Here is a 19,392-nt window from a genome sequence, read left to right as displayed (position 1 = left end):
GTTGCTGATTTAAAACATGAAAGAATTTTAGACTAATATTCTTTGCTTCTTTCTTTGCGTCTTTGCGCCTTTGCGCGAGACAAATTCATATCTGGATTCAGCAACACCGAAAATACGAGATGGATGATTTAACTCTAGAGCAGTGACCAAGAATTAATCTGCTCACTGCCTAGAAATTTCCACTTTTAATTTGGTGAAAAAATATTAAGACAATAGAAGCCCACGCCATATTACGACGTAAAGAGTAATTAGCGCTAGGAGGATGTCACAAGGGTTGCTTTAGTAATTGACAAGTTGACTGTTATTTTGGCGAGGTCTAGCTTTGTCAACCTTAATCTCCCGTCCCATCCATTCTGCTTGATCGAGAATCGAGATCGCTTTATCTTCGTTAATATTTGATTCCATTTCCACAAAAGCAAATCCAAATTTCCGACATAAATTGACATAAGCTAATTATCCTTTTTCTTTGTTGTGTAATTTGACTGCCATACAATAAAGAGCCACTGGCTTAGGTAAATGCAGTGTTGTCCTACTTTCAATTCTTAGGCTGTGCTCGATTAAGGGAAATATCTAACTTTGAAGCATTTTTGGTAAAATAGACTCTTGCCTTTTTTCCCTCAAATTGTATGTTGATTTTGGCGCTTCAAGTTATTAAATATCGTGGTTAACTACCACTAGTACTGTTGAGTTAATACTGAGTTAGTATTAATTGTCTGCAACTAAATCACGAACTGTGACTAATATCAGCAAGAGAATAAGACAGAACATTTCCAATGATCTTTTCTCTCGGTAAAACTACAATTTTAGCCTGTACTTGAAACCTATCATAATCTTGTCATTAGTGCAAGAATAAAATTATGAAGTTTACTATAAGGCTAAAATTAATAATCAAGAAATTTTATTTTCTCGATATATAGTAATAGGGTAAGTCATGCTATTAATACTTCTCTAGTAAGTCATGATCTCAGAATTAAACTTTCTTCAAAGATAAAATCATTTAACTAATCCCGCTCTTAAAGCTCTGACAGCGGCTTGAGTACGATCATCAGCACATAATTTATTCAGAATATGACAAACATGGGTTTTAACTGTTCCCACAGTAATATATAGCTTTTCCGATATTTCCGCATTGCTACAACCGGCGACAATTAATTCTAAAACTTCTAATTCGCGATCAGTCAAAGGACAAGTTTCAATTATTTGTTGATATTCTTCATTAACAGCAGCGATTGTTTGAGTATCACTTGTGTCTTCGGTTGAAACAGTAGTTTTCCTAACTTGTGTCGAATTAGATTGAGTTGTTTGAGCTTGTTTGAGAACAATACGAGCGATCGCAGGATCGATCCAAGCATTACCTTCATAGGTATTACGAATAGCTTCCACGAGATTATCCATGCTGACATCTTTTAGACTATAGGAATCTGCCCCAGCAGCAAATGCTGCTATAACGGAATCTTCACTGTCATGCATGGTTAACATTAAAATTTTGGTCTGAAAGTCTGGGTGATTTATTTGATACTCTTTGAGTTTTTGAGTTACTTCAATACCATCTATGTCAGGCAAGCCAATATCTACCAGTGCAACATCTGGTTGATGAGTTTTGATTTTTTGTAAGCCGTCGTTACCACTAGCAGCACTGTCGATAATTTCGATATCTTCATATTGTTTGAGCGCTGCACATAAACCAATGCGACTCAAATCATGATCTTCAATTAAAACGACGTTGATATTACTCATCTTGACTAGGAAAACTCTTATTAAACGAAATATTTATTTTCTTATACTATCCACTATTGGGGAACAAATTCTATCATCCTTAAGATAGACATCCTAGATAGTAAATCAAGATTACAACTTACGATAATAGCCTATTATATCGTCTAATGAATTATTTTCTGATAATTTCTTCTTTTATGCCCCACGGAATGTGTTATTTGTGGCAACCTTGGCTAGTCGGGTTGCATATATTCAGCAATGGAGTAATTGCACTTGCCTATTTTTCTATCCCTATAACTTTAGTATATTTATTACGTAAGCGATCGGATATTCCTTTCGATGGTCTATTTTGTTTATTTGCTGCATTTATTCTCTGTTGCGGTATCGGACATGCTTTTGATATTTGGACGTTATGGCATCCGAGTTATTGGATATCGAGTTGGATTAGATTCGCCACAGCTTTAGTTTCCCTGGCAACAGCGATCGCATTAATCTTAAAAATTCCCCAATTACTTACTTTGCCATCTCCTAGTCAAATGGCGAATATTAACCAAAAGCTCCAGGTCAAGATTGCCGAATTAGAACAAAAAGAAATAACGATTCGTCAACAAGAACAGTTTCTCCGTAGCATTTATGACAATGTTCGAGAAGCTATCTTTGTCGTTGATATTGAATCAGACATCACATTTCGCTATCAAGGATTTAATGCTGCGGCTCAAAAGTTAACGGGAGTAACAGATGTAGAGAACAAAACTCCAGCAGAAATTTTTGACTCTGAAATAGCAGCAGCAGTTGAAAAGCACTATCGGAAATGTCTTAAATCTAAAACAACTATTTCCTACGAAGAATGTTTGATTTTTCAAGAAGTAGATACTTGGTGGTTAACAACTCTCAATCCCATAGAAAATCAGGCAGGAAAGATTTATCGGATCATTGGCACAAGTTTAAATATTAGTGCTCGCAAACAAGCAGAAAACGCCTTAAATCAAGAGAAATATTTTTTGCAAACCTTGCTCGATAACTTATCCGATGGCATTGTTGCTTGTAACTCTGATGGTGTTCTCACTCTATTCAACCAAGCTACTAAAGAATTTCATGGTCTTCCACAACAAGCTATACCTGTAGATGAATGGGCAGAATACTATGATCTGTATCTAAGCGATGGTGAAACTATTATGTCTCAAGACAAGATTCCTCTATTTCGTGCTCTTCGAGGAGAATCAGTCAGAGATGCAGAAATGATGATTATTCCCAAACAAGGTAAACCCCGAACTTTATTGGCAAATGGAGATTCCATTATTACTTCAGATGGGGAAAAAATCGGCGCAGTAGTAGCCATGCGCGATGTCAGCGAGTTAAAAAAAGCTGAACAAACTCTAGCTAAATTAAATAATGAATTAGAAGCGAGGGTACAACAACGCACTGTTCAATTAGAACAGGTAAATAATTTATTATTGGGCGTTACTGAACAACTCAGAAAAAGCAATCAGGAACTAGAACAATTTGCCTATGTAACTTCCCATGATCTCAAAGCTCCTTTGAGGGCGATCGCTAATCTTTCAGAATGGATCGAAGAAGATTTAGAAGACAAGTTAGACGATGAGACTAGATATAATATGAATCTTCTGCGGAGTCGGGTTCATCGTTTAGAAAATCTGATTAACGGCTTGTTGGCATATTCTCGTGTCGGGAGGCTCAAATCAGAACCCCAAGAAGTCGCAATCGGGGAAATGATAGCTGAAATCATCGACTTGTTAGATGTACCTGCTGAATACGATATCGAAATATCTGGAGAAATGCCCAGCTTAGTTACAGAAATTGCTCCTTTGCAACAGGTATTTAGTAATTTGATTTCTAATGCCATCAAACATAGTGATCGCGATCAAGGCAAAGTTACTATTTCAGTCCAAGAGCAAGTTGATTTTTGGGAATTTACTGTCGCTGACAACGGCAAAGGCATCGATCCGAAATATCACGATCGCATTTTTACGATTTTCCAGACCCTAGAAGCGCGAGACACTAAAGAAAGTACAGGAATTGGACTTGCGATCGTCAAAAAAGTTGTGGAAAATCAAGGTGGCACGATTACCCTAGAGTCCGAACTAGGACAAGGTGCAACTTTTCGCTTTACCTGGCAGAAAGCTTAGGGCGACCGACAATAATAGTGGCAATAATTTTTATGTTTCTTTAATATTTTATCTGGCTTATCTCTAACTTTTAGCCGAGGACTGAGCCCTGAGAAAGACTTAAGGTAGTAATGTAATTAAAGATATGTACTAATCTATTTCTAATAAAAATATTAGGGAATAATATACTTAAATAACTGAAGAATAACTGAAGTCCCAATGATGCAAGAACGATTTATTAACATTTTATTAGTAGAAGATGATGAAGTTGATGTGATGAATGTTAAACGAGCATTCAAAAAGCATAAGATAACTAATCCCTTATATATAGCAGGTAATGGTTTAGAAGCTCTGGATATGTTGCGATTGAATAATGGACAACTACCGCAAGTTCCAGAAACTAGAAGACTTATATTGTTAGATCTCAATATGCCAAAAATGAATGGTCTAGAGTTTCTTCATGAATTGAGAAATGACGATAATTTAAAAAAAACTCCTGTGATCGTTCTCACTACATCTGATGAAGATAAAGATCGTATCGAGGCTTATAACTTAAATGTGGCGGGATATATCCTCAAACCCGTTACCTTTAGTAATTTTGCTGAAGTAATGGTGGCATTAAACAAATATTGGACTTTGTGTGAAATGCCTTAAAGATTTAACATTTAATATTAATCGAATAATGAGTGAAGAACAGTTTTCAATATTATTAGTAGATGATGATGAAGTGGATCGTATGACGGTAAAGCGAGCCTTAAATAAAGCTGGTTTGGCTGTTAATTTAGCAGAAGCGGAAGACGGTCAAAATGCAATCGCAAAACTCAAACTCAAAGAGCATAATTTATTTGAAGTTTTGGGAACTAATATCCCTACTCAAACAAGCAAAAAAAATATTAGAAAGTTCGACATAATTTTACTAGATTATCGTTTACCAGATATCGATGGTTTGGAGTTAATTGCCGAGATCAAAGCAATAAATTTAGACTTGCCAATAATTGTTTTGACAGGACAAGGTGATGAAGAAATTGCAGTCAAAATTATGAAAGCAGGAGCCGTAGATTATTTATCAAAAGCTAAAATAGAACCCAAAAATTTAGCAAAAGCAATTACCAGTGCAATTCGGGTTCATCGGGCAGAAAAAGCAGTACAACTAGCCAATCAACGTCTTCGAGCTAGTAATGAACTATTAATCTTGAAAAATCAAGAATTAGAAAGACAACAACAGCAAATCAAATTACAAAATATTCAATTACAAGAATCTTACAATCTCAAATCAGAGTTTTTAGCTACCATGTCCCATGAGTTGCGGACACCGATGAATGCCATTATGGGGTTTTCTCAACTGCTACTCCGTCAATATAAAGATCCTCTTTCTCAGCAACAACAAAATCTCGTTGAGCGCATACTTAATAACAGTAAAAATTTGCTTGATATGATTAATGAGATGCTAGATTTTTCTAAAATTGAAGCAGGAAAGTTAGAATTAAAACCACAAAAATTTGATCTTAATTATTTAATTAAATTAACTGTAGAAGAATTACGTTCATTAGCTCTCCAAAAACAACTTGACCTAATAACTGATGTTAAATTACAAGACCCCTATTTAATTCAAGATTCTAATTTTATCAAAAGAACTATTATCAACTTACTTTCTAATGCGATTAAATTCACTGAATCAGGAACTATAAGTATTAAAGCTGAAGTAATAGAAGAAAATCAAATTATTATTTCTGTTACCGATACAGGTATTGGAATTGCCCCAGAAGATTGCGATAAAATTTTTCAGGCTTTCCGACAAGCAGATCAAAGCTTTACTCGCCAACATTCAGGAACGGGTTTAGGTTTAGCCATTACTCAATCTCTAGTCACAATGATGGGTGGTAAAATTACTTTAAACAGTGAATTAGGCAAAGGAGCGACTTTTACTGTCGAAATCCCTCGCAAGTATGATGTCTAACTCAGGCATTATTTTCTATGATTAGTTTTATCTAAAAATACTTATTAATAAGCTTAATGTCTGCCACGGAAACTGTTAAAGGTAACTATATTTTAGCTGTAGATGACATTCCAGATAACTTATTCTTAGTTCAACTTGCTCTCGAACAAGAAGGTCATCATGTTGTCTTGGCTCACGATGGAGAAACAGCTCTCAAGCAAATCAAACAAGCACCTCCCAGTCTTATTTTATTGGATGTAATGATGCCTGGAATAGACGGTTATGAGATGACAAGGCGTATCCGTCAGGATAAAAATATTCCTTTTATTCCCATTTTGCTAGTGACAGCAAGGGAAGAATCTAGTCTTGTAGAAGGATTGGATGCCGGAGCAGATGAATTTGTCCGTAAGCCTTTTCAGATCGATGAGTTACAAGCTAGAGTGCGCTCAATGCTTCGCCTCAAAGAAACTATCGATCAAAGAGAAAATTTTGTTTCCTGTCTTACTCATGACTTAAGAACTCCTTTGGTGGCGGCTAACCGAATGCTCGATTTAATTTCTCAACAAGCCTTTGGAGAAGTCACTTGTGAGCAACAAGAAGCGATCGCAAATATTATTAGCAGCAACCAAAATATGTTGGACATGCTGAACAAACTTCTAGAAACTCATCACTACGAGTTAGGGCAAAAAATTCTTAGTTTTATCCCTGTAGATTTGCAACAGTTAATAGCAGAAGTAGTAACTGAACTCGAACCTCTAGCAAAAGCAAAAGGTATTGAGCTAAAGCATTGTCTAGCAAATGAGATTCCTCAGATCAAAGGCGATCGCCTTGAACTACGTAGAGTTATAACTAATTTGATTGGCAATGCGATTAAGTTTACCGATGCTGGAGCTGTTCGAGTATCCTTATTTCAAAATGACTCAGAGGTTTTGGTTCAAGTAGAAGATTCGGGAATTGGTATATCGCCCCAAGAACAAGAAACTATTTTTCAAAGATATCATCAAGGAAACCACCGGCGATCGGGTAAAGGCTTAGGATTATATCTTTGTCAGCAAATTATCAGTGCTCATCAAGGACGAATTGAGCTGCGATCGCAATTGGGTGAAGGGACTAATTTTACTTTCTCTCTACCTAAACTTAATTAATATCTGAGATCTAGATGACAATGGTCTTAACGCAATTTTTCATCATTATCAAAATCTTCGCGACTAGTATTTTGAATAAAACTCATTGCTTTGTTGGAATTGTCAATCATATGTTGAATATAAACTCGTTCATCTTTTGGCGACATAATAAACTTCCATTTCTGCTAAGATTTTATCTTTGATTTGATAGTTGAGAAATTTTTGTGTAACTAAATCTATTTTTCTTCCGCCAAATAATTGAGAAATTCCTTCTTGAATTTGATGCAGTTTGATAAATCCAGGTATATGTTCTGGGTTAAATTCTACTAATATATCAATATCGCTATTATGGTTAAAATCATCACGGAGAACTGAACCAAATAAGGCAAGTTTATGAATATGGTATTTTTGACATAGTAATTGTATTTTTCCTATGGAAATTTCAATATTTTTTACTTTCATTTTGGTAGTTAAGGGGACTAACCAAATTTTAGCTCTAATTTGCGATCGCGAAGAGCTCCGCATATGATTAAAAAATCTGGATACAGTGTGTAGAAGCCATTACAATCATTTAGCCTAGTTTTTTACATGGTTGCTCTAGTTGAATTTAAGTCTTATCTAAAATCACTTCTTGAAAACTCGCAACAAGAAAAAAATTCGAGAGAAAACTATGTTCCAAGTTGGACTAATTTGCCACTAAAAGTGGAAACTCACAACTCTTCATCTTTAAATCAAGAACTAAAACAAACCAAGGAAGAAAAATACCTTGTTCTGGAAGGATTACGAAAATACGCATTGGAGCAAGTATTACTAGTTGGGAAACCTGGTTTTGGAAAATCGACCGCATTGCTTCAATTACAGAAAGAAGAAGCACAACGATGTTTAGAGGCAATAGAACAGGATAAAGATGAAATTCCTCAAATTCCTGTTCTGGTTGAATTACGTAATCTTAAAGATTCAATATTGAAAACAATCAAAGATAAGCTTGATTGGTGGATTGATTTAGATGATCAAGCTTTTAAGAAGCTATTTCGTGATCGCAAAATACTCATTCTTTTAGATGGACTAAATGAATTACCTAGTGATTCGGCATTACGAGAAGTAGAAATGTTTAGACAATCGTGTCTTAACTTAAAAACGCCATTAATCATTACAACTAGAGAACTCGGTTCAGCTTTAGCTACAGGAGAAATTAAGAAGTTAGAGATGTTACCGCTAACTGAGCCACAAATAAGAGAATTTGTAACAAAGAGATTGCCAGATACAGGAGATCAATTATTAAGACAGCTTAAAGGAAAACTAAAAGAGCTGGGACAAACACCATTGCTTCTACAGATGTTATGTGAGGTGCTTTCTGAGAAAAGGAATATCCCCCAAAACCGAGGCGATTTATTTCGCAAAGAATTCGCTCGTCGATATGAAAAATTCAAGCCAGAAAGACTGAGAAATGTCTCTGGAGATTCTCGCCGTTTTGCCTTCGATCTTCTTTGCTATCTAGCTTTTAAAATGGTGCAAGGTTATTTGCATGCTGATCCATTTAAACCTACCTCTTCTTGGATTTCTATTTCTAAGTCTAAAGCAGAAGGCATTATAGCCGAATTTTTATCAAACGAATCGAATCCAAAATCTAAAGCTAAAGAATGGTTAGAAGATTTACTAGAGTGGCATTTACTTCAAGTAGCCAGTGAACCTGATCGCATTGAATTTCATCATCAACTATTTCAAGAATATTATGCAGGAGAATATTTAGCCCCTCAGTTAGAAAAATTAAGCGACGAGGAATTACAACAAAATTACTTGAATTATCTCAAGTGGACAGAAGTAATAGCGATCGCAATGTCTTTTATTGAGTTAGAAGCTTTAGCAGAACGAATAACTAAATCAGCCTTAAATGTAGATTTAAAATTAGGAGCAAGATTATCTGGAGAGGTTCAGGCTTCACTTCAAGAAAAAACCGTAGCTATTATTTCAGAATTAGCAATTTCGGACATGCTCAAAATTAAGCTAATGGGTTTAACAAAGTCTAGTTTTGCGATCCCTTACTTGAAGCAAATAACTGAATATCAATGTCAATCATCCACAAAACATGAAATTATTCGCTCTCTAACCAACATTTATTCACCTGCCGCAAGAAATCTTCTTAGAAATCTTTTAGAAGAAGCAGATAATAATCTCAAATTCGAGATTGCGTGTGCGTTAGCAGATTATGAGGAAACACAAATAGTTCCAATTCTTCAACATGACTTAAACAACAAGCAAAATTGCTTTAGAGCACTCATTGCATTAGAGAAGTTTGGGCAAATGACTTTTATTGATTTATTGAATGAGGCTTTGGATCGTAAAATCTTAACAATATCTAATGAAAATAGTAGTATTATTTTTCATTTAAAACCTAATAAACATAGTAATATTTTATCATTTTACAAGAGACTTCTTAATGGTGAAGATGACGATATTCGTCATAAAGCCGCTTATTTGTTAGAAAGTGAAGGCTCTGAAGAAGCTTTTGCCATTTTGGCAAAACTATGGAAAGATGATAATCGGTCAATAAGATACTCTATTCAAAATATTTTCAAGGGACAAGAAAGAGAAGATTTATTATTTGAGCTGCAAAATGCATTCTTTGAAGAAAATGTAGAACTCCGCAAAAAAGCAGTAGAAACTATCAGACAGATTGGTACAGTTTCGTATTCAGTAATTAATAAACTTTTCCATGTTGCACTATTGGATGATGATTTTCTAATTCGTAATAGTGCTTCTACTGCTTTATCTTACATAGGAAATCCAACTGTCATAAAAGTTTTATCAGACGCTCTTGAGCAAGAAGATATCAAAGGAGTTAATTATGGATCAAGTCATTCTTTAGCAATTATAGCTTTACTCCAAATCCGTAAAAAAGAAACAATTTCTATATTAGCAAAAGTATTGCTAGATCAAAGTAAAAGCTCTGTAATAAGAAAATTTGCAGCAGAAGCAATAGGAGAAATAGGCGAATCTTCAGTTAATAATTTTCTTTTGTCTCTACTACAAAAAGAAAGAGATGAATATGTTGTAGTTAGTCTTATTTTTGCACTAGGTAAGTTAGGTTTTCCTGATCTTGAACCTATTATAATTGAGCTCTTAAAATATTCTGATGATTTTGTTCGCAAAGAAGCAGTAAAAACTCTGGTTAAGATATCAACTAAATTGGCGAATGAAGGTTTAGTAATATCTTTAAAAGATCAAGATTTTTCTATCCGTTTTACTGCTGCATCTGCCTTAGGAAGGAATAATAATGAAATAGCTATTCCTGTTTTAATTGAAGCATTGGGACATCATAATTGTATTGGATTGGAAGATTGTAGCGTAAGTGAAGAAGCTATAGATATTTTAAATAATATGGGTAAAAAGACAATTCCTTACCTAGAGAAAGTTTTGTCTAGTTCTGATTATCAATTACAAAAGAATGCAAGAAAAACTATTGAAAAGTTTTCTCTTGTTCCTCAAAGTGATTTGATCAATCAACATCAAGATATAGATTTCACTTCACTTAATAATGTATCTTTATTAAATCGAGATGTTCAGAATGTAAAATCACAACGTGAATTTTATAATTACGAAATCTGCGGACAAGCTATAAAGAAAGATAATGATATTTATAGTAGTTTTTACCGAGATTTGGATCGAGTAATATCTCAAATTCAAGAAAATCCAGAATTGCGCAAAAAAGCAGATGGAGAAGACCGTTTAACTATAGAAATAGTAGGACAACTGAAAATTCTAGATTATCAAGTAGAACATGAGCCTAAAATCGGAGGTCATGTAGATATTAGTGTTAGAAAAGATGATTGTCTCTGGCTTGGAGAAGCCAAAATATTTAGAGATAATAACTATTTATGGGAAGGTTTTCTACAATTAACGACAAGATATTCAACTGGTGATACAGCTCAAGATCATGGTGGTCTATTAATTTATATTTTTGAAAAAGATACTAAATCAATTATGGAGAAATGGCAACGATACCTAATCAATAAAAATCTCCCAGAATATAATTTTGAATCTTGTAAAGATAGAGATTTATCATTTATCTCTAGTCATAAACATAATCGTTCAGGCAGAACTTTTTATGTAAAACATATTCCCGTTATCCTTAATTTTTCACCTGAAGATAGAAGTGCCAGACGGAGAAAGAAAAAAACATAATAATTCATTAGTCTAAATTAATATATTTGCTACTCAAAAGTAACACTTTTCGCTAAATCAAAATATTGAACATAATAATATTCTCAACTGTTTGTTTCAGATACTTGTACAAAATTAATTTCTACTTTATAACCCACAGCATCAGCATATTTTTCAATTGTTGAAAGTCTAGGAGAAGAAAGAGAATTAACATTTTCTAAGCGAGAAATATTACTTGTTTTAGAAGGAGTGGAGAATAATTATTTCTTTGCCTTTGAGCGTACAGTAAAAAGAGCGACCAATCCCTTCTTTCCCCTTCGCCCTAATCTCAAATAGACCTCCACCCATAGGTGCGGTATAGGGTTTTCCAATGGTAATGTCTATAAAATTATTCAACAGTAACTGATTTAGCTAAATTTCTTGGCTGATCGACATCTAACCCCTTAATTGCAGCAATATGATAAGACAATAATTGCAAAGGAATCACCGCTAAAATTGGGGACAACAACTCCTCCACTTCTGGCACATTCAACACATCATCAAAAGTAAGCCCCGCTTCCTCAGCATTAACCGATGTCACACCAATCAATCTCGCATCTCTTGCTTTCGCTTCTTGGGCATTAGAAATAACTTTTTCATAAACCGAGCCCGGCATGGCGATCGCAACTACTGGCACCTCACTATCCAACAAGGCGATCGGCCCATGTTTCATTTCCCCCGCCGGATAACCCTCAGCATGAATGTAACTAATCTCTTTTAGTTTCAAAGCTCCCTCCAAGGCGATGGGAAAATTAATTCCCCGACCTACAAAGATAAAATCTTCAGTTTCTTTCACAAATTCATGAGCCAACTCTTCGATCGCGTCTTCTTGCGTTTCGAGTATCTTTTCCATTTTGTCGGGGAGACTGCGCAAACCAGTAATAATAGAATCTATCCTTTCATTAGACAAACTCCGGCGACGATAGGCTAAATCTAATGCCAGGAAATAAAAACCCATTACTTGTGCGACAAAAGTTTTCGTTGCGGCCACACCGATTTCAATGCCTGCTTGGGTGTCGATAATGCGATCGCACAACTGACCAATGGTACTTTCTGTCCGATTAGTAATTGCCAACAACTTGGCATGATACTTGCTATCTAGTTTCTCTCGTCTGGCCTTTTCCATTTCCAAAGCCGCGATCGTATCCGCAGTTTCTCCCGACTGGGTCACCCCCACAATCAGGGTATGGGGAATTACGGGTTTGGGAGAATAACGATATTCCGAAGCATAATCAACAGAGGTAATGACTCCTGCAACTTGCTCCAGCAGATATTTTCCAATCAAACTAGCATGCCAACTTGTCCCACAAGCGAGGATTTGGATAAAATCTATATTATCGTATAACTGTTCAGAAAAACCTAAATTAATCGGACTAAAATCAGGATTCTCTTCTAACTTCCAATTGGGATTCAGATAGGTTTCGAGGGAACTGCGCACAACTCCTGGTTGCTCATAGATTTCTTTGCGCATATAGTGGCGAAATCCTTGCTTTTCCACCTGTCCCGGATTCCAATCGAGGGTGCGGGGGAATCGACTCACTCTTTCCCCGGCAAAAGTATAGATTTCCACTCCCAAAGGAGTTAACCTAGCCATCTCACCATTTTCCAAGGTTAAAACCGCATGGGTATGGGGCACTAAGGCTGTAATATCGGAAGCGCAGAAAAACTCACCCTGTCCAAAACCTAGAGTCAAAGGAGCTTGTTGACGAGCGACTATCAATTCATAGGGATTGTCAGCACTGATAACTGCGATCGCAAAGGCACCTTCCAAATGGGGAATTGTCTTCTGTACAGCTTCTAATAGGGAAATATTAGAATCAGCTAAATATTGGGATATTAAATGAGGAATAACTTCGGTATCAGTTTCGGAATTAAATCCTATGCCTTTACTTTTTAATTCTTCTCTTAATTCTCGATAATTCTCAATAATGCCATTTTGTACCACGGCAACTTTGAGATAACTATCAAGATGAGGATGGGCATTATGGACTTCTGGCTTACCATGAGTTGCCCAACGAGTATGACCAATACCAATTTGAGCATTATCAACAGTTTGCTCTAATTTCTCTCTGAGATTATAGAGTTTTCCCTTGGCTTTAACACAATTCAATCTACCTTCAGAGACCGTTGCGATTCCAGCTGAATCATAGCCCCGATATTCCAATCTTTCCAAACCAGAAATTAGGATTTCTTTTGCTTCTTGTGTCCCGATATACCCAACTATGCCGCACATAGACCTAGACCCCAAACCCATCAACAGTTACTATTTGTAACTTAATTTCAGAAATTACGCACTCAAATTTATATATCTATAGAATTATCTCGGCTAAATTCTATCCCAAGCAGTTGCCCCAAGATTTAAGTCCTTGAAAATGTTAAGAACAGAATCACATTAGTTAGCGCCATCTTGTCTTAAAAGCTTAAAGTCTCCTATGATTTTACGAGTTTGGTTTCTAGATCTTAGGAGAAACCAGAGAAGAAAAGCTAAAGTTTGCCCTCCAAATAATATTGACCAATCGGCGGTAACGATACTTAGCCCAACAATCATAGGCACAAACAATAAAAGCTTTAAGAACTGCTCTGGAAGGTCGGGCCAGCTTTTCTTCGTGCCGCCGGCATATCTATAGATTATATAGCTAATGCTGCGAACAAAAATTTGGCAAAGCAGGGCGCTCATCCCCACAATATTGCTAGCAGTTACAACTAGAAATCCACAATAGCGAGTAATTTGTAGGAGGAGATATAACCAAATTCTGGTTTTTTTGTTGACATAGTTATAAACCCAAAAACAAAGTCTCGATACCAGCAAAAACCCAATCCAGTAAATTCCTAGTGAAATCCCATCATCTAATCCTAGATTACTGTTTTGCAACCATCCCCAGTCAAAAATTGAGGTTGCTTGTCGGCTAGCTTCTAAAAATACAATTCCAATACCACCAAAGGCTATAGACCAGATCCAAGGAATCCACCAATTGGCACTATGTTTATAATCTAGATAGTTCTGAGATATTTGAGGGTCATTCTCATATTTTTCTGCCACTAAGTCATTTTCGTAATAGCCATATTCATAAATACACCAAAATGAAATTGCCAAGAATATGATTGAGATGCCATGCAAAACTGGTTGAGGACTTAACCAACTAAAGGCCAGAAAGAGAATGGGAAAATCATCTAGCAAAATGGCTTTAAGAAGATAATTTTCTCCTGGTCTTTTAATCTTCTCTAGATAGTATAGAGGAAAATAAATATCTGCCATTGGACTATTATACTGAGCTTTACTCCAGGTTATTAAAAAAGGATAGGCAACTTCTTTTAATAAGGATTCATCATCCAAGGAATCAGTTATTAACATTCCTTCGGATATCTGTTCGTCTTTCATCGATTCTTGCACCATTGCCAACTTACCCTTTTTGCGATCGCTGGCACCTTGCCAAAACCGACAGGATATAAGCTGATTATATTCAATAGCCATAGATTTCAGAATTGGCTCGACGACAAACTGAAATCCTAATGTAGCAATGATTAAATTAGTTTTATTATTTTTACTGAGTTCTGTAATTAATTCATAATTACTATAGTTTCGGGCGAATTTCTTAGCAGTGTTTTGCCACAAAAAGATGTTCCAAGGCAACAACAAAGTCAAAAATATAATTAAAAACCAGTCTCTAACTTCAGAATCCTTACTGGACTTTATGAGAAATCGCCAGGGCTTGGTGAAAGACAATACTTTTAGTATGATTGCAGCAATAAAACGAGGCTGCAAACTGTTGAGGTATTCCGCACTGGAATTTAACAAAAATAAAGTCTCATCAAAATCAACGATTATTGACGTGTTTGGCGGAGCTTGCTTAATTGATGGTGAAAGCTGCTCCTGGGGAAGAAGTTCCAGATTAAATTCTTCTGATTGAGCCTTCATGACAGGAACGAATTACAAAGTTAAATATCCCCAAAACCTTACAACATATTTCGTTATATCGCTATATTTCAAGATGATTTTATATGCTACAAAAACTTGGGGGAAGTAATCCTACCAACAGATGACAATATTTAAGGATACTATCTTCGCAAACTCCCAAAAACAGCAGGAGAATCAGAATCTACAACAATAAATTGGTAAACTACTTAGATATTCTTCCCTGTAAGTATGATTTTGCTAGTTAACTTAATTGAAAAAACTTGTTTAGAAATAAAATATGACCGAGCTTATATATTGGAATGGAATTTCTTCAGAATTATGGTTCAACCCTTTATTGGCAACAACAGCCGAATCAGAGTCCGAAAATAGCAGTCTAGTATTAGCTGGAGTTTTGCTGAGTCTGGTGATTATCTACTTTGCCAGCAAACTGGGAGGAGAGATTTGTGCCAGAATCGATCTTCCTCCTGTATTAGGAGAGTTGGTTGGGGGAGTTTTAGTTGGAGTCTCGGCTTTTCACCTCTTAGTATTTCCCGAAAGTGGCTCGGCAGCAGACGATTCGCTGATTATGAGTTTTTTGCAGCAAACAGCTGGGCTAACAGTTGAAGCGACTCCTGCGGTTTTTGCTTCCCAAAGTGAGGTTATTTCCTTGCTATCGGAGTTGGGCGTGATTATCCTCTTATTTGAAATCGGCTTGGAATCGGATCTCAAGGAATTAATTCGAGTAGGCCCTCAGGCTGCGGTTGTGGCAGTAGTAGGAGTAGTTGCTCCCTTTGCTGCAGGGACTGCGGGTTTGGTTTATTTGTTTGCTGTTCCGGTTATCCCAGCTATTTTTGCCGGGGCGGCTTTGACGGCGACCAGTATTGGAATAACCGCGAAGGTTTTGGCAGAGTTGGGACAAATTAGCTCCAAAGAGGGTCAAATTATTATTGGGGCTGCTGTCTTAGATGACATTCTCGGTATCGTTGTTCTAGCAGTAGTGGCGAGCTTGGTGAAGACTGGGGAAATTCAGATTAGCAATGTTATTTTCTTGATGATTAGTGCGGGAGCATTTTTAATTGGAGCGATTGTTATTGGCCGTTTGATTAGTCCTCTAATTGTGGGTCTTGTCAACGAAATGAAAACTCGTGGTCAGTTGTTGTTAACTGGATTAGTTTTTGCTTTTATTTTGTCTTATATCGCTAATGTCATTCAGTTGGAAGCCATATTGGGAGCTTTTGCTGCGGGTTTGATTTTGGCGGAGACCGAAAAGCGCAAAGAATTGGAAGAGCAAGTGATTCCCGTTGCCGATATTTTTGTACCGATTTTCTTTGTTTGTGTAGGAGCCAAAACAGATCTTAGTGTGCTTAATCCGGCAATACCTGCTAATCGCGAAGGTTTAGTCATTGCTTCATTTTTGATTGTGGTGGCTATTCTGGGCAAGGTAATTACTGGTTTTACTCTGTTTGGACAACCAGACCTGAATAAACTTGCGATCGGTGTGGGAATGATTCCTAGAGGTGAAGTGGGCTTAGTTTTTGCTGGGGTTGGTTCGGCTAGTGGTGCCTTGTCAGAATCCACTGAAGCAGCAATCATTATGATGGTAATTCTCACTACATTCGTGGCCCCTCCTCTACTTCGTATTGTATTTAAAGAGCCCGAAGAAGTTACAGAATCGTCGAATTAAAGAAGAAAGAACGAGGAACGAGGAAAAATCAAATAATCCTTATTTCTCAGTTCTTTTCTCTGGTGGACTACCCAGTAGATTACAGATCTAAGTTATAAACCGCGTCCATATTGAGAACTGGAATTTTGAAACAAAGTTATAGAGGCCTCAAACCTTGTTCCCCATTCCCTATTCCCTGTTCCCGAAACAATGGCAAAAACTACAGGTTTCAAACTAGATGCGGTTTAAAAGATTAATTTTCAATTTTTAAAGTAGTCACGATACCACTCAATAAAATTATGAATTCCGGTTTCGATGGAAGTCGAAGGTTTAAAACCTACATCTTTCATCAAATCATCAACATCGGCGTAGGTCATGGGAACATCCCCAGCCTGCATCGGTAACATATTTTTTTGTGCTTTTTTTCCTAATTCTTGTTCAATAACTTCAATGAAATGCATCAATTCCACTGGAGAATTATTGCCAATATTATAGATTTTATATGCTGCTTGGCTACTATTATCAGGATCAATGTTAACTTGAGGCGGTTTTCTCATGACTCTTGTTATGCCTTCAACAATATCATCAATATAAGTAAAATCCCTTTTCATCTTCCCAAAATTGTAAACATCAATCGGCTGATTGGTTTGAATTGCTTTGACAAACTTGAAGTAAGCCATATCAGGTCTTCCCCAAGGTCCGTAGACAGTAAAAAATCTCAATCCAGTTGTCGGAATTTTATAAAGATGACTATAGGCGTGAGCCATAAGTTCATTAGATTTTTTGGTTGCGGCATATAAAGAAACAGGAAAATCTACATTATCACTTACCTGAAAAGGAACTTTCTTATTTGCTCCGTATACTGAGCTAGAAGAAGCAAACACGAGATGAGAAACTTGACTATGGCGGCAACCCTCTAGAATATTCGCGAACCCAGTAAGATTACTATCTATGTATGCTGAAGGATTTTCTAAAGAATAACGGACTCCTGCTTGGGCCGCTAAATTAACAACGCAATCAAAGCTATGCTCTTGAAATAGCTTAGCCATTTCACTACGGTCTGCTAGATCCAGGTATTGAAAGGTAAAATTAGATGATAAAGACAAATGTGATAAACGAGCTTTCTTCAAAGTTACATCGTAGTAATTGTTCAAATTATCGATGCCATAAATTTGGTTATCTTCAGATAATAAACGCTGGGCTAAAAAATACCCAATAAAACCCGCTATGCCAGTAATTAGAATATTCATGAATAAAAAACTCTTAGATTACATCGTATTATGATCGCCCTACCGAATGACAATTTGCCCTCTATTTTTTTGTAGAAATAGTAAAACTATTTTTAATTAAATCGAAAATCTCTAATGGTTTCAAATTATATGTCTCATTTATAAGCTTGAAGGTTGTATCTCTAAGTGTTTCTTGATCAAGAGAATCGATGAGATCTTCTACTTCTATACCTTCAAAAATTTCTTGAGAAGCTTTGATTAAAGCTCTAGGTAACGCTTCTTGAAAGGTTTCTTGCCAGCAATTTTTCTTGATATAGTGAGATTTTTGCCCCAAATGATTACGTTTTTGGATTTCTAAGAGACTATTGATGATCGAGTTTCTCCAACTTTTAGTTACTCTTTTTTCTACTTGAACTTTAATTAAATGAACCAAAAGGATAACAAGAAAACTTTGTAAATTATTGAGCTTATCCTGTCTTCCCATATCTTCCAATTCTTCAATTATTGCTAGAGATTTTTCCCAGTCTTGGCTAATAATTGACTGTTTGAGTTCGATTATTTCTTCCATTGGGCTTATTTAAACATATTTTCCTGAATAATTTGTATCACTTAGACTTGAGTACAGGACGAGATTTTCTATCTTGATTAGCCTTTAATTGTGATTTTTTCCTTGGCCATATTTCAGGGTATTTTTACAGTTGAATCTTAATTATATCTCTATTTTCTCACCGCACCGCGATCGCGGATTGCGATTGCCGAAGGTCTCTCGTAGTTCTTCGCTTTGGGAGACCACGAATTATTAGTTTGTGGCTAGGGTGATGACCAGGGCTATTTCATTCTAAAAACATCCATGAGCAGCTCTAGGGATTGTGAGAAACACCTTTGTCCTAAAGGATACCGCTGCGCATATGCTTGAGCCATATTAGTCAAACCGTATTGTCGATAGAGATTGAGAGCCAGATTACGTGCTTGAACAAAAAGTCCCACTAAGGGCCCACCTTCCGCACGTCAAAATGAAATACAGAGCAATTCAAAATAATTAGCTCGACATTTTGCTTAAATAAATAGTTAAGAAATCAAGAAATAATCTAATCAAAAAACGGTAAAATCAAAAAAAGATTAAATGCTGATTGTAAGATTTTTTCTATCTAAGTTAGTCTTTGTTTTGGAGTAAGTTTCGGAGGCATAATTTAGATTTATTTTCATAGACAAATCTCACTAGATCGGGATTTTGTAATCCTATCGCGATCTCATTTTGATAGATTTATAGTAAATTACGGTGAATTTAAGCTGCCCCAGAATAAACCTTTTGATAAAAACTTTGGTATTCAGGAGAAAGCAAAGGTTGCCACCAATCTTGATTATCCAAATACCATTGCACTGTTTTCCGTAAGCCCTCTTCTACGGTTACTTGGGGAGTCCAACCTAATTCGTCTCTGATTTTGCTGGCATCGATCGCGTAGCGACGGTCATGTCCTGGTCGGTCTTTGACGAAAGTAATCA

At 36.2% G+C, this 19,392-nt stretch carries 15 protein-coding genes; 6 read left to right on the top strand and 9 right to left on the bottom strand.

The features are described 5' to 3' along the window. Positions 1-279 precede the first annotated feature (279 nt). Entirely contained in the window at positions 280-405 is a 126-nt protein-coding gene (locus XEN7305_RS28065; protein ID WP_006508270.1) for a hypothetical protein, read from the bottom strand. A gap of 588 nt (positions 406-993) precedes the next feature. Beyond that, a complete protein-coding gene (locus XEN7305_RS05015; protein WP_006508269.1) occupies positions 994-1,737 on the bottom strand; it encodes a response regulator transcription factor in 744 nt (247 codons plus the stop codon). A 146-nt stretch (positions 1,738-1,883) separates the two neighbouring features. Here XEN7305_RS05015 and XEN7305_RS05010 point away from each other — a divergent pair, with 146 nt between their 5' ends. The 4 genes from XEN7305_RS05010 (at position 1,884) to XEN7305_RS04995 (ending at position 6,923) form a co-directional block, all read left to right on the top strand. Then, positions 1,884-3,863: an ATP-binding protein gene (locus XEN7305_RS05010; protein ID WP_144053198.1), complete on the top strand. Its 1,980-nt coding sequence runs from the start codon at positions 1,884-1,886 to the stop codon at positions 3,861-3,863. 201 nt (positions 3,864-4,064) lie between these two features. Beyond that, complete coding sequence (locus XEN7305_RS05005) at positions 4,065-4,496, top strand: response regulator (RefSeq protein WP_006508267.1); 432 nt, start codon at positions 4,065-4,067, stop codon at positions 4,494-4,496. 28 nt (positions 4,497-4,524) lie between these two features. Beyond that, positions 4,525-5,799, top strand: coding sequence for a hybrid sensor histidine kinase/response regulator (locus XEN7305_RS05000; RefSeq protein WP_006508266.1), 1,275 nt, complete (start codon positions 4,525-4,527; stop codon positions 5,797-5,799). 56 nt (positions 5,800-5,855) lie between these two features. After that, positions 5,856-6,923: a hybrid sensor histidine kinase/response regulator gene (locus XEN7305_RS04995; RefSeq protein ID WP_006508265.1), complete on the top strand. Its 1,068-nt coding sequence runs from the start codon at positions 5,856-5,858 to the stop codon at positions 6,921-6,923. Between the two features lie 129 nt (positions 6,924-7,052). On the opposite strand, the gene XEN7305_RS04990 is transcribed toward XEN7305_RS04995, so the two are convergent. After that, the gene (locus XEN7305_RS04990; RefSeq protein ID WP_040896811.1) at positions 7,053-7,349 is read right to left on the bottom strand and encodes a nucleotidyltransferase; all 297 of its coding nucleotides are present in this window, start codon (positions 7,347-7,349) and stop codon (positions 7,053-7,055) included. A 141-nt stretch (positions 7,350-7,490) separates the two neighbouring features. On the opposite strand from XEN7305_RS04990, the gene XEN7305_RS26410 reads away from it, so the two are divergent. Further along, positions 7,491-11,084 carry a HEAT repeat domain-containing protein gene (locus tag XEN7305_RS26410; protein ID WP_006508262.1) on the top strand — a complete coding sequence of 1,198 codons (3,594 nt, stop codon included), beginning with the start codon at positions 7,491-7,493 and terminating at the stop codon, positions 11,082-11,084. Between the two features lie 219 nt (positions 11,085-11,303). On the opposite strand, the gene XEN7305_RS30275 is transcribed toward XEN7305_RS26410, so the two are convergent. The 3 genes from XEN7305_RS30275 to XEN7305_RS04970 form a co-directional block, all read right to left on the bottom strand. Further along, positions 11,304-11,411: a type II toxin-antitoxin system RelE/ParE family toxin gene (locus XEN7305_RS30275; RefSeq protein WP_083889302.1), complete on the bottom strand. Its 108-nt coding sequence runs from the start codon at positions 11,409-11,411 to the stop codon at positions 11,304-11,306. 40 nt (positions 11,412-11,451) lie between these two features. Then, a complete protein-coding gene (gene glmS, locus XEN7305_RS04975) occupies positions 11,452-13,335 on the bottom strand; it encodes a glutamine--fructose-6-phosphate transaminase (isomerizing) (protein WP_006508261.1) in 1,884 nt (627 codons plus the stop codon). A 159-nt stretch (positions 13,336-13,494) separates the two neighbouring features. Continuing rightward, a complete protein-coding gene (locus XEN7305_RS04970) occupies positions 13,495-15,018 on the bottom strand; it encodes a hypothetical protein (protein ID WP_006508260.1) in 1,524 nt (507 codons plus the stop codon). Positions 15,019-15,295: 277 nt separating this feature from the next. Here XEN7305_RS04970 and XEN7305_RS04965 point away from each other — a divergent pair, with 277 nt between their 5' ends. Continuing rightward, complete coding sequence (locus XEN7305_RS04965; protein ID WP_006508259.1) at positions 15,296-16,681, top strand: cation:proton antiporter; 1,386 nt, start codon at positions 15,296-15,298, stop codon at positions 16,679-16,681. A 239-nt stretch (positions 16,682-16,920) separates the two neighbouring features. Here the strand turns inward: XEN7305_RS04965 and XEN7305_RS04960 are convergent, their stop codons facing one another. The 3 genes from XEN7305_RS04960 to XEN7305_RS04950 all read right to left on the bottom strand — a co-directional run. Beyond that, positions 16,921-17,910 carry an NAD-dependent epimerase gene (locus XEN7305_RS04960; RefSeq protein ID WP_006508258.1) on the bottom strand — a complete coding sequence of 330 codons (990 nt, stop codon included), beginning with the start codon at positions 17,908-17,910 and terminating at the stop codon, positions 16,921-16,923. Between the two features lie 61 nt (positions 17,911-17,971). Continuing rightward, complete coding sequence (locus tag XEN7305_RS04955) at positions 17,972-18,457, bottom strand: DUF29 family protein (RefSeq protein ID WP_006508257.1); 486 nt, start codon at positions 18,455-18,457, stop codon at positions 17,972-17,974. 717 nt (positions 18,458-19,174) lie between these two features. Further along, positions 19,175-19,392, bottom strand: a 218-nt coding sequence (locus tag XEN7305_RS04950; RefSeq protein ID WP_238568935.1) for a GDP-mannose 4,6-dehydratase, incomplete at its 5' end; no start/stop codon positions are given.

The sequence above is a fragment of the Xenococcus sp. PCC 7305 genome, assembly GCF_000332055.1.
In the GTDB taxonomy this organism is placed as follows: Bacteria; Cyanobacteriota; Cyanobacteriia; order Cyanobacteriales; family Xenococcaceae; genus Xenococcus.
Note: the sequence above shows the minus strand (reverse complement) of the source record. Positions and strands in the feature narration are given on the sequence as shown.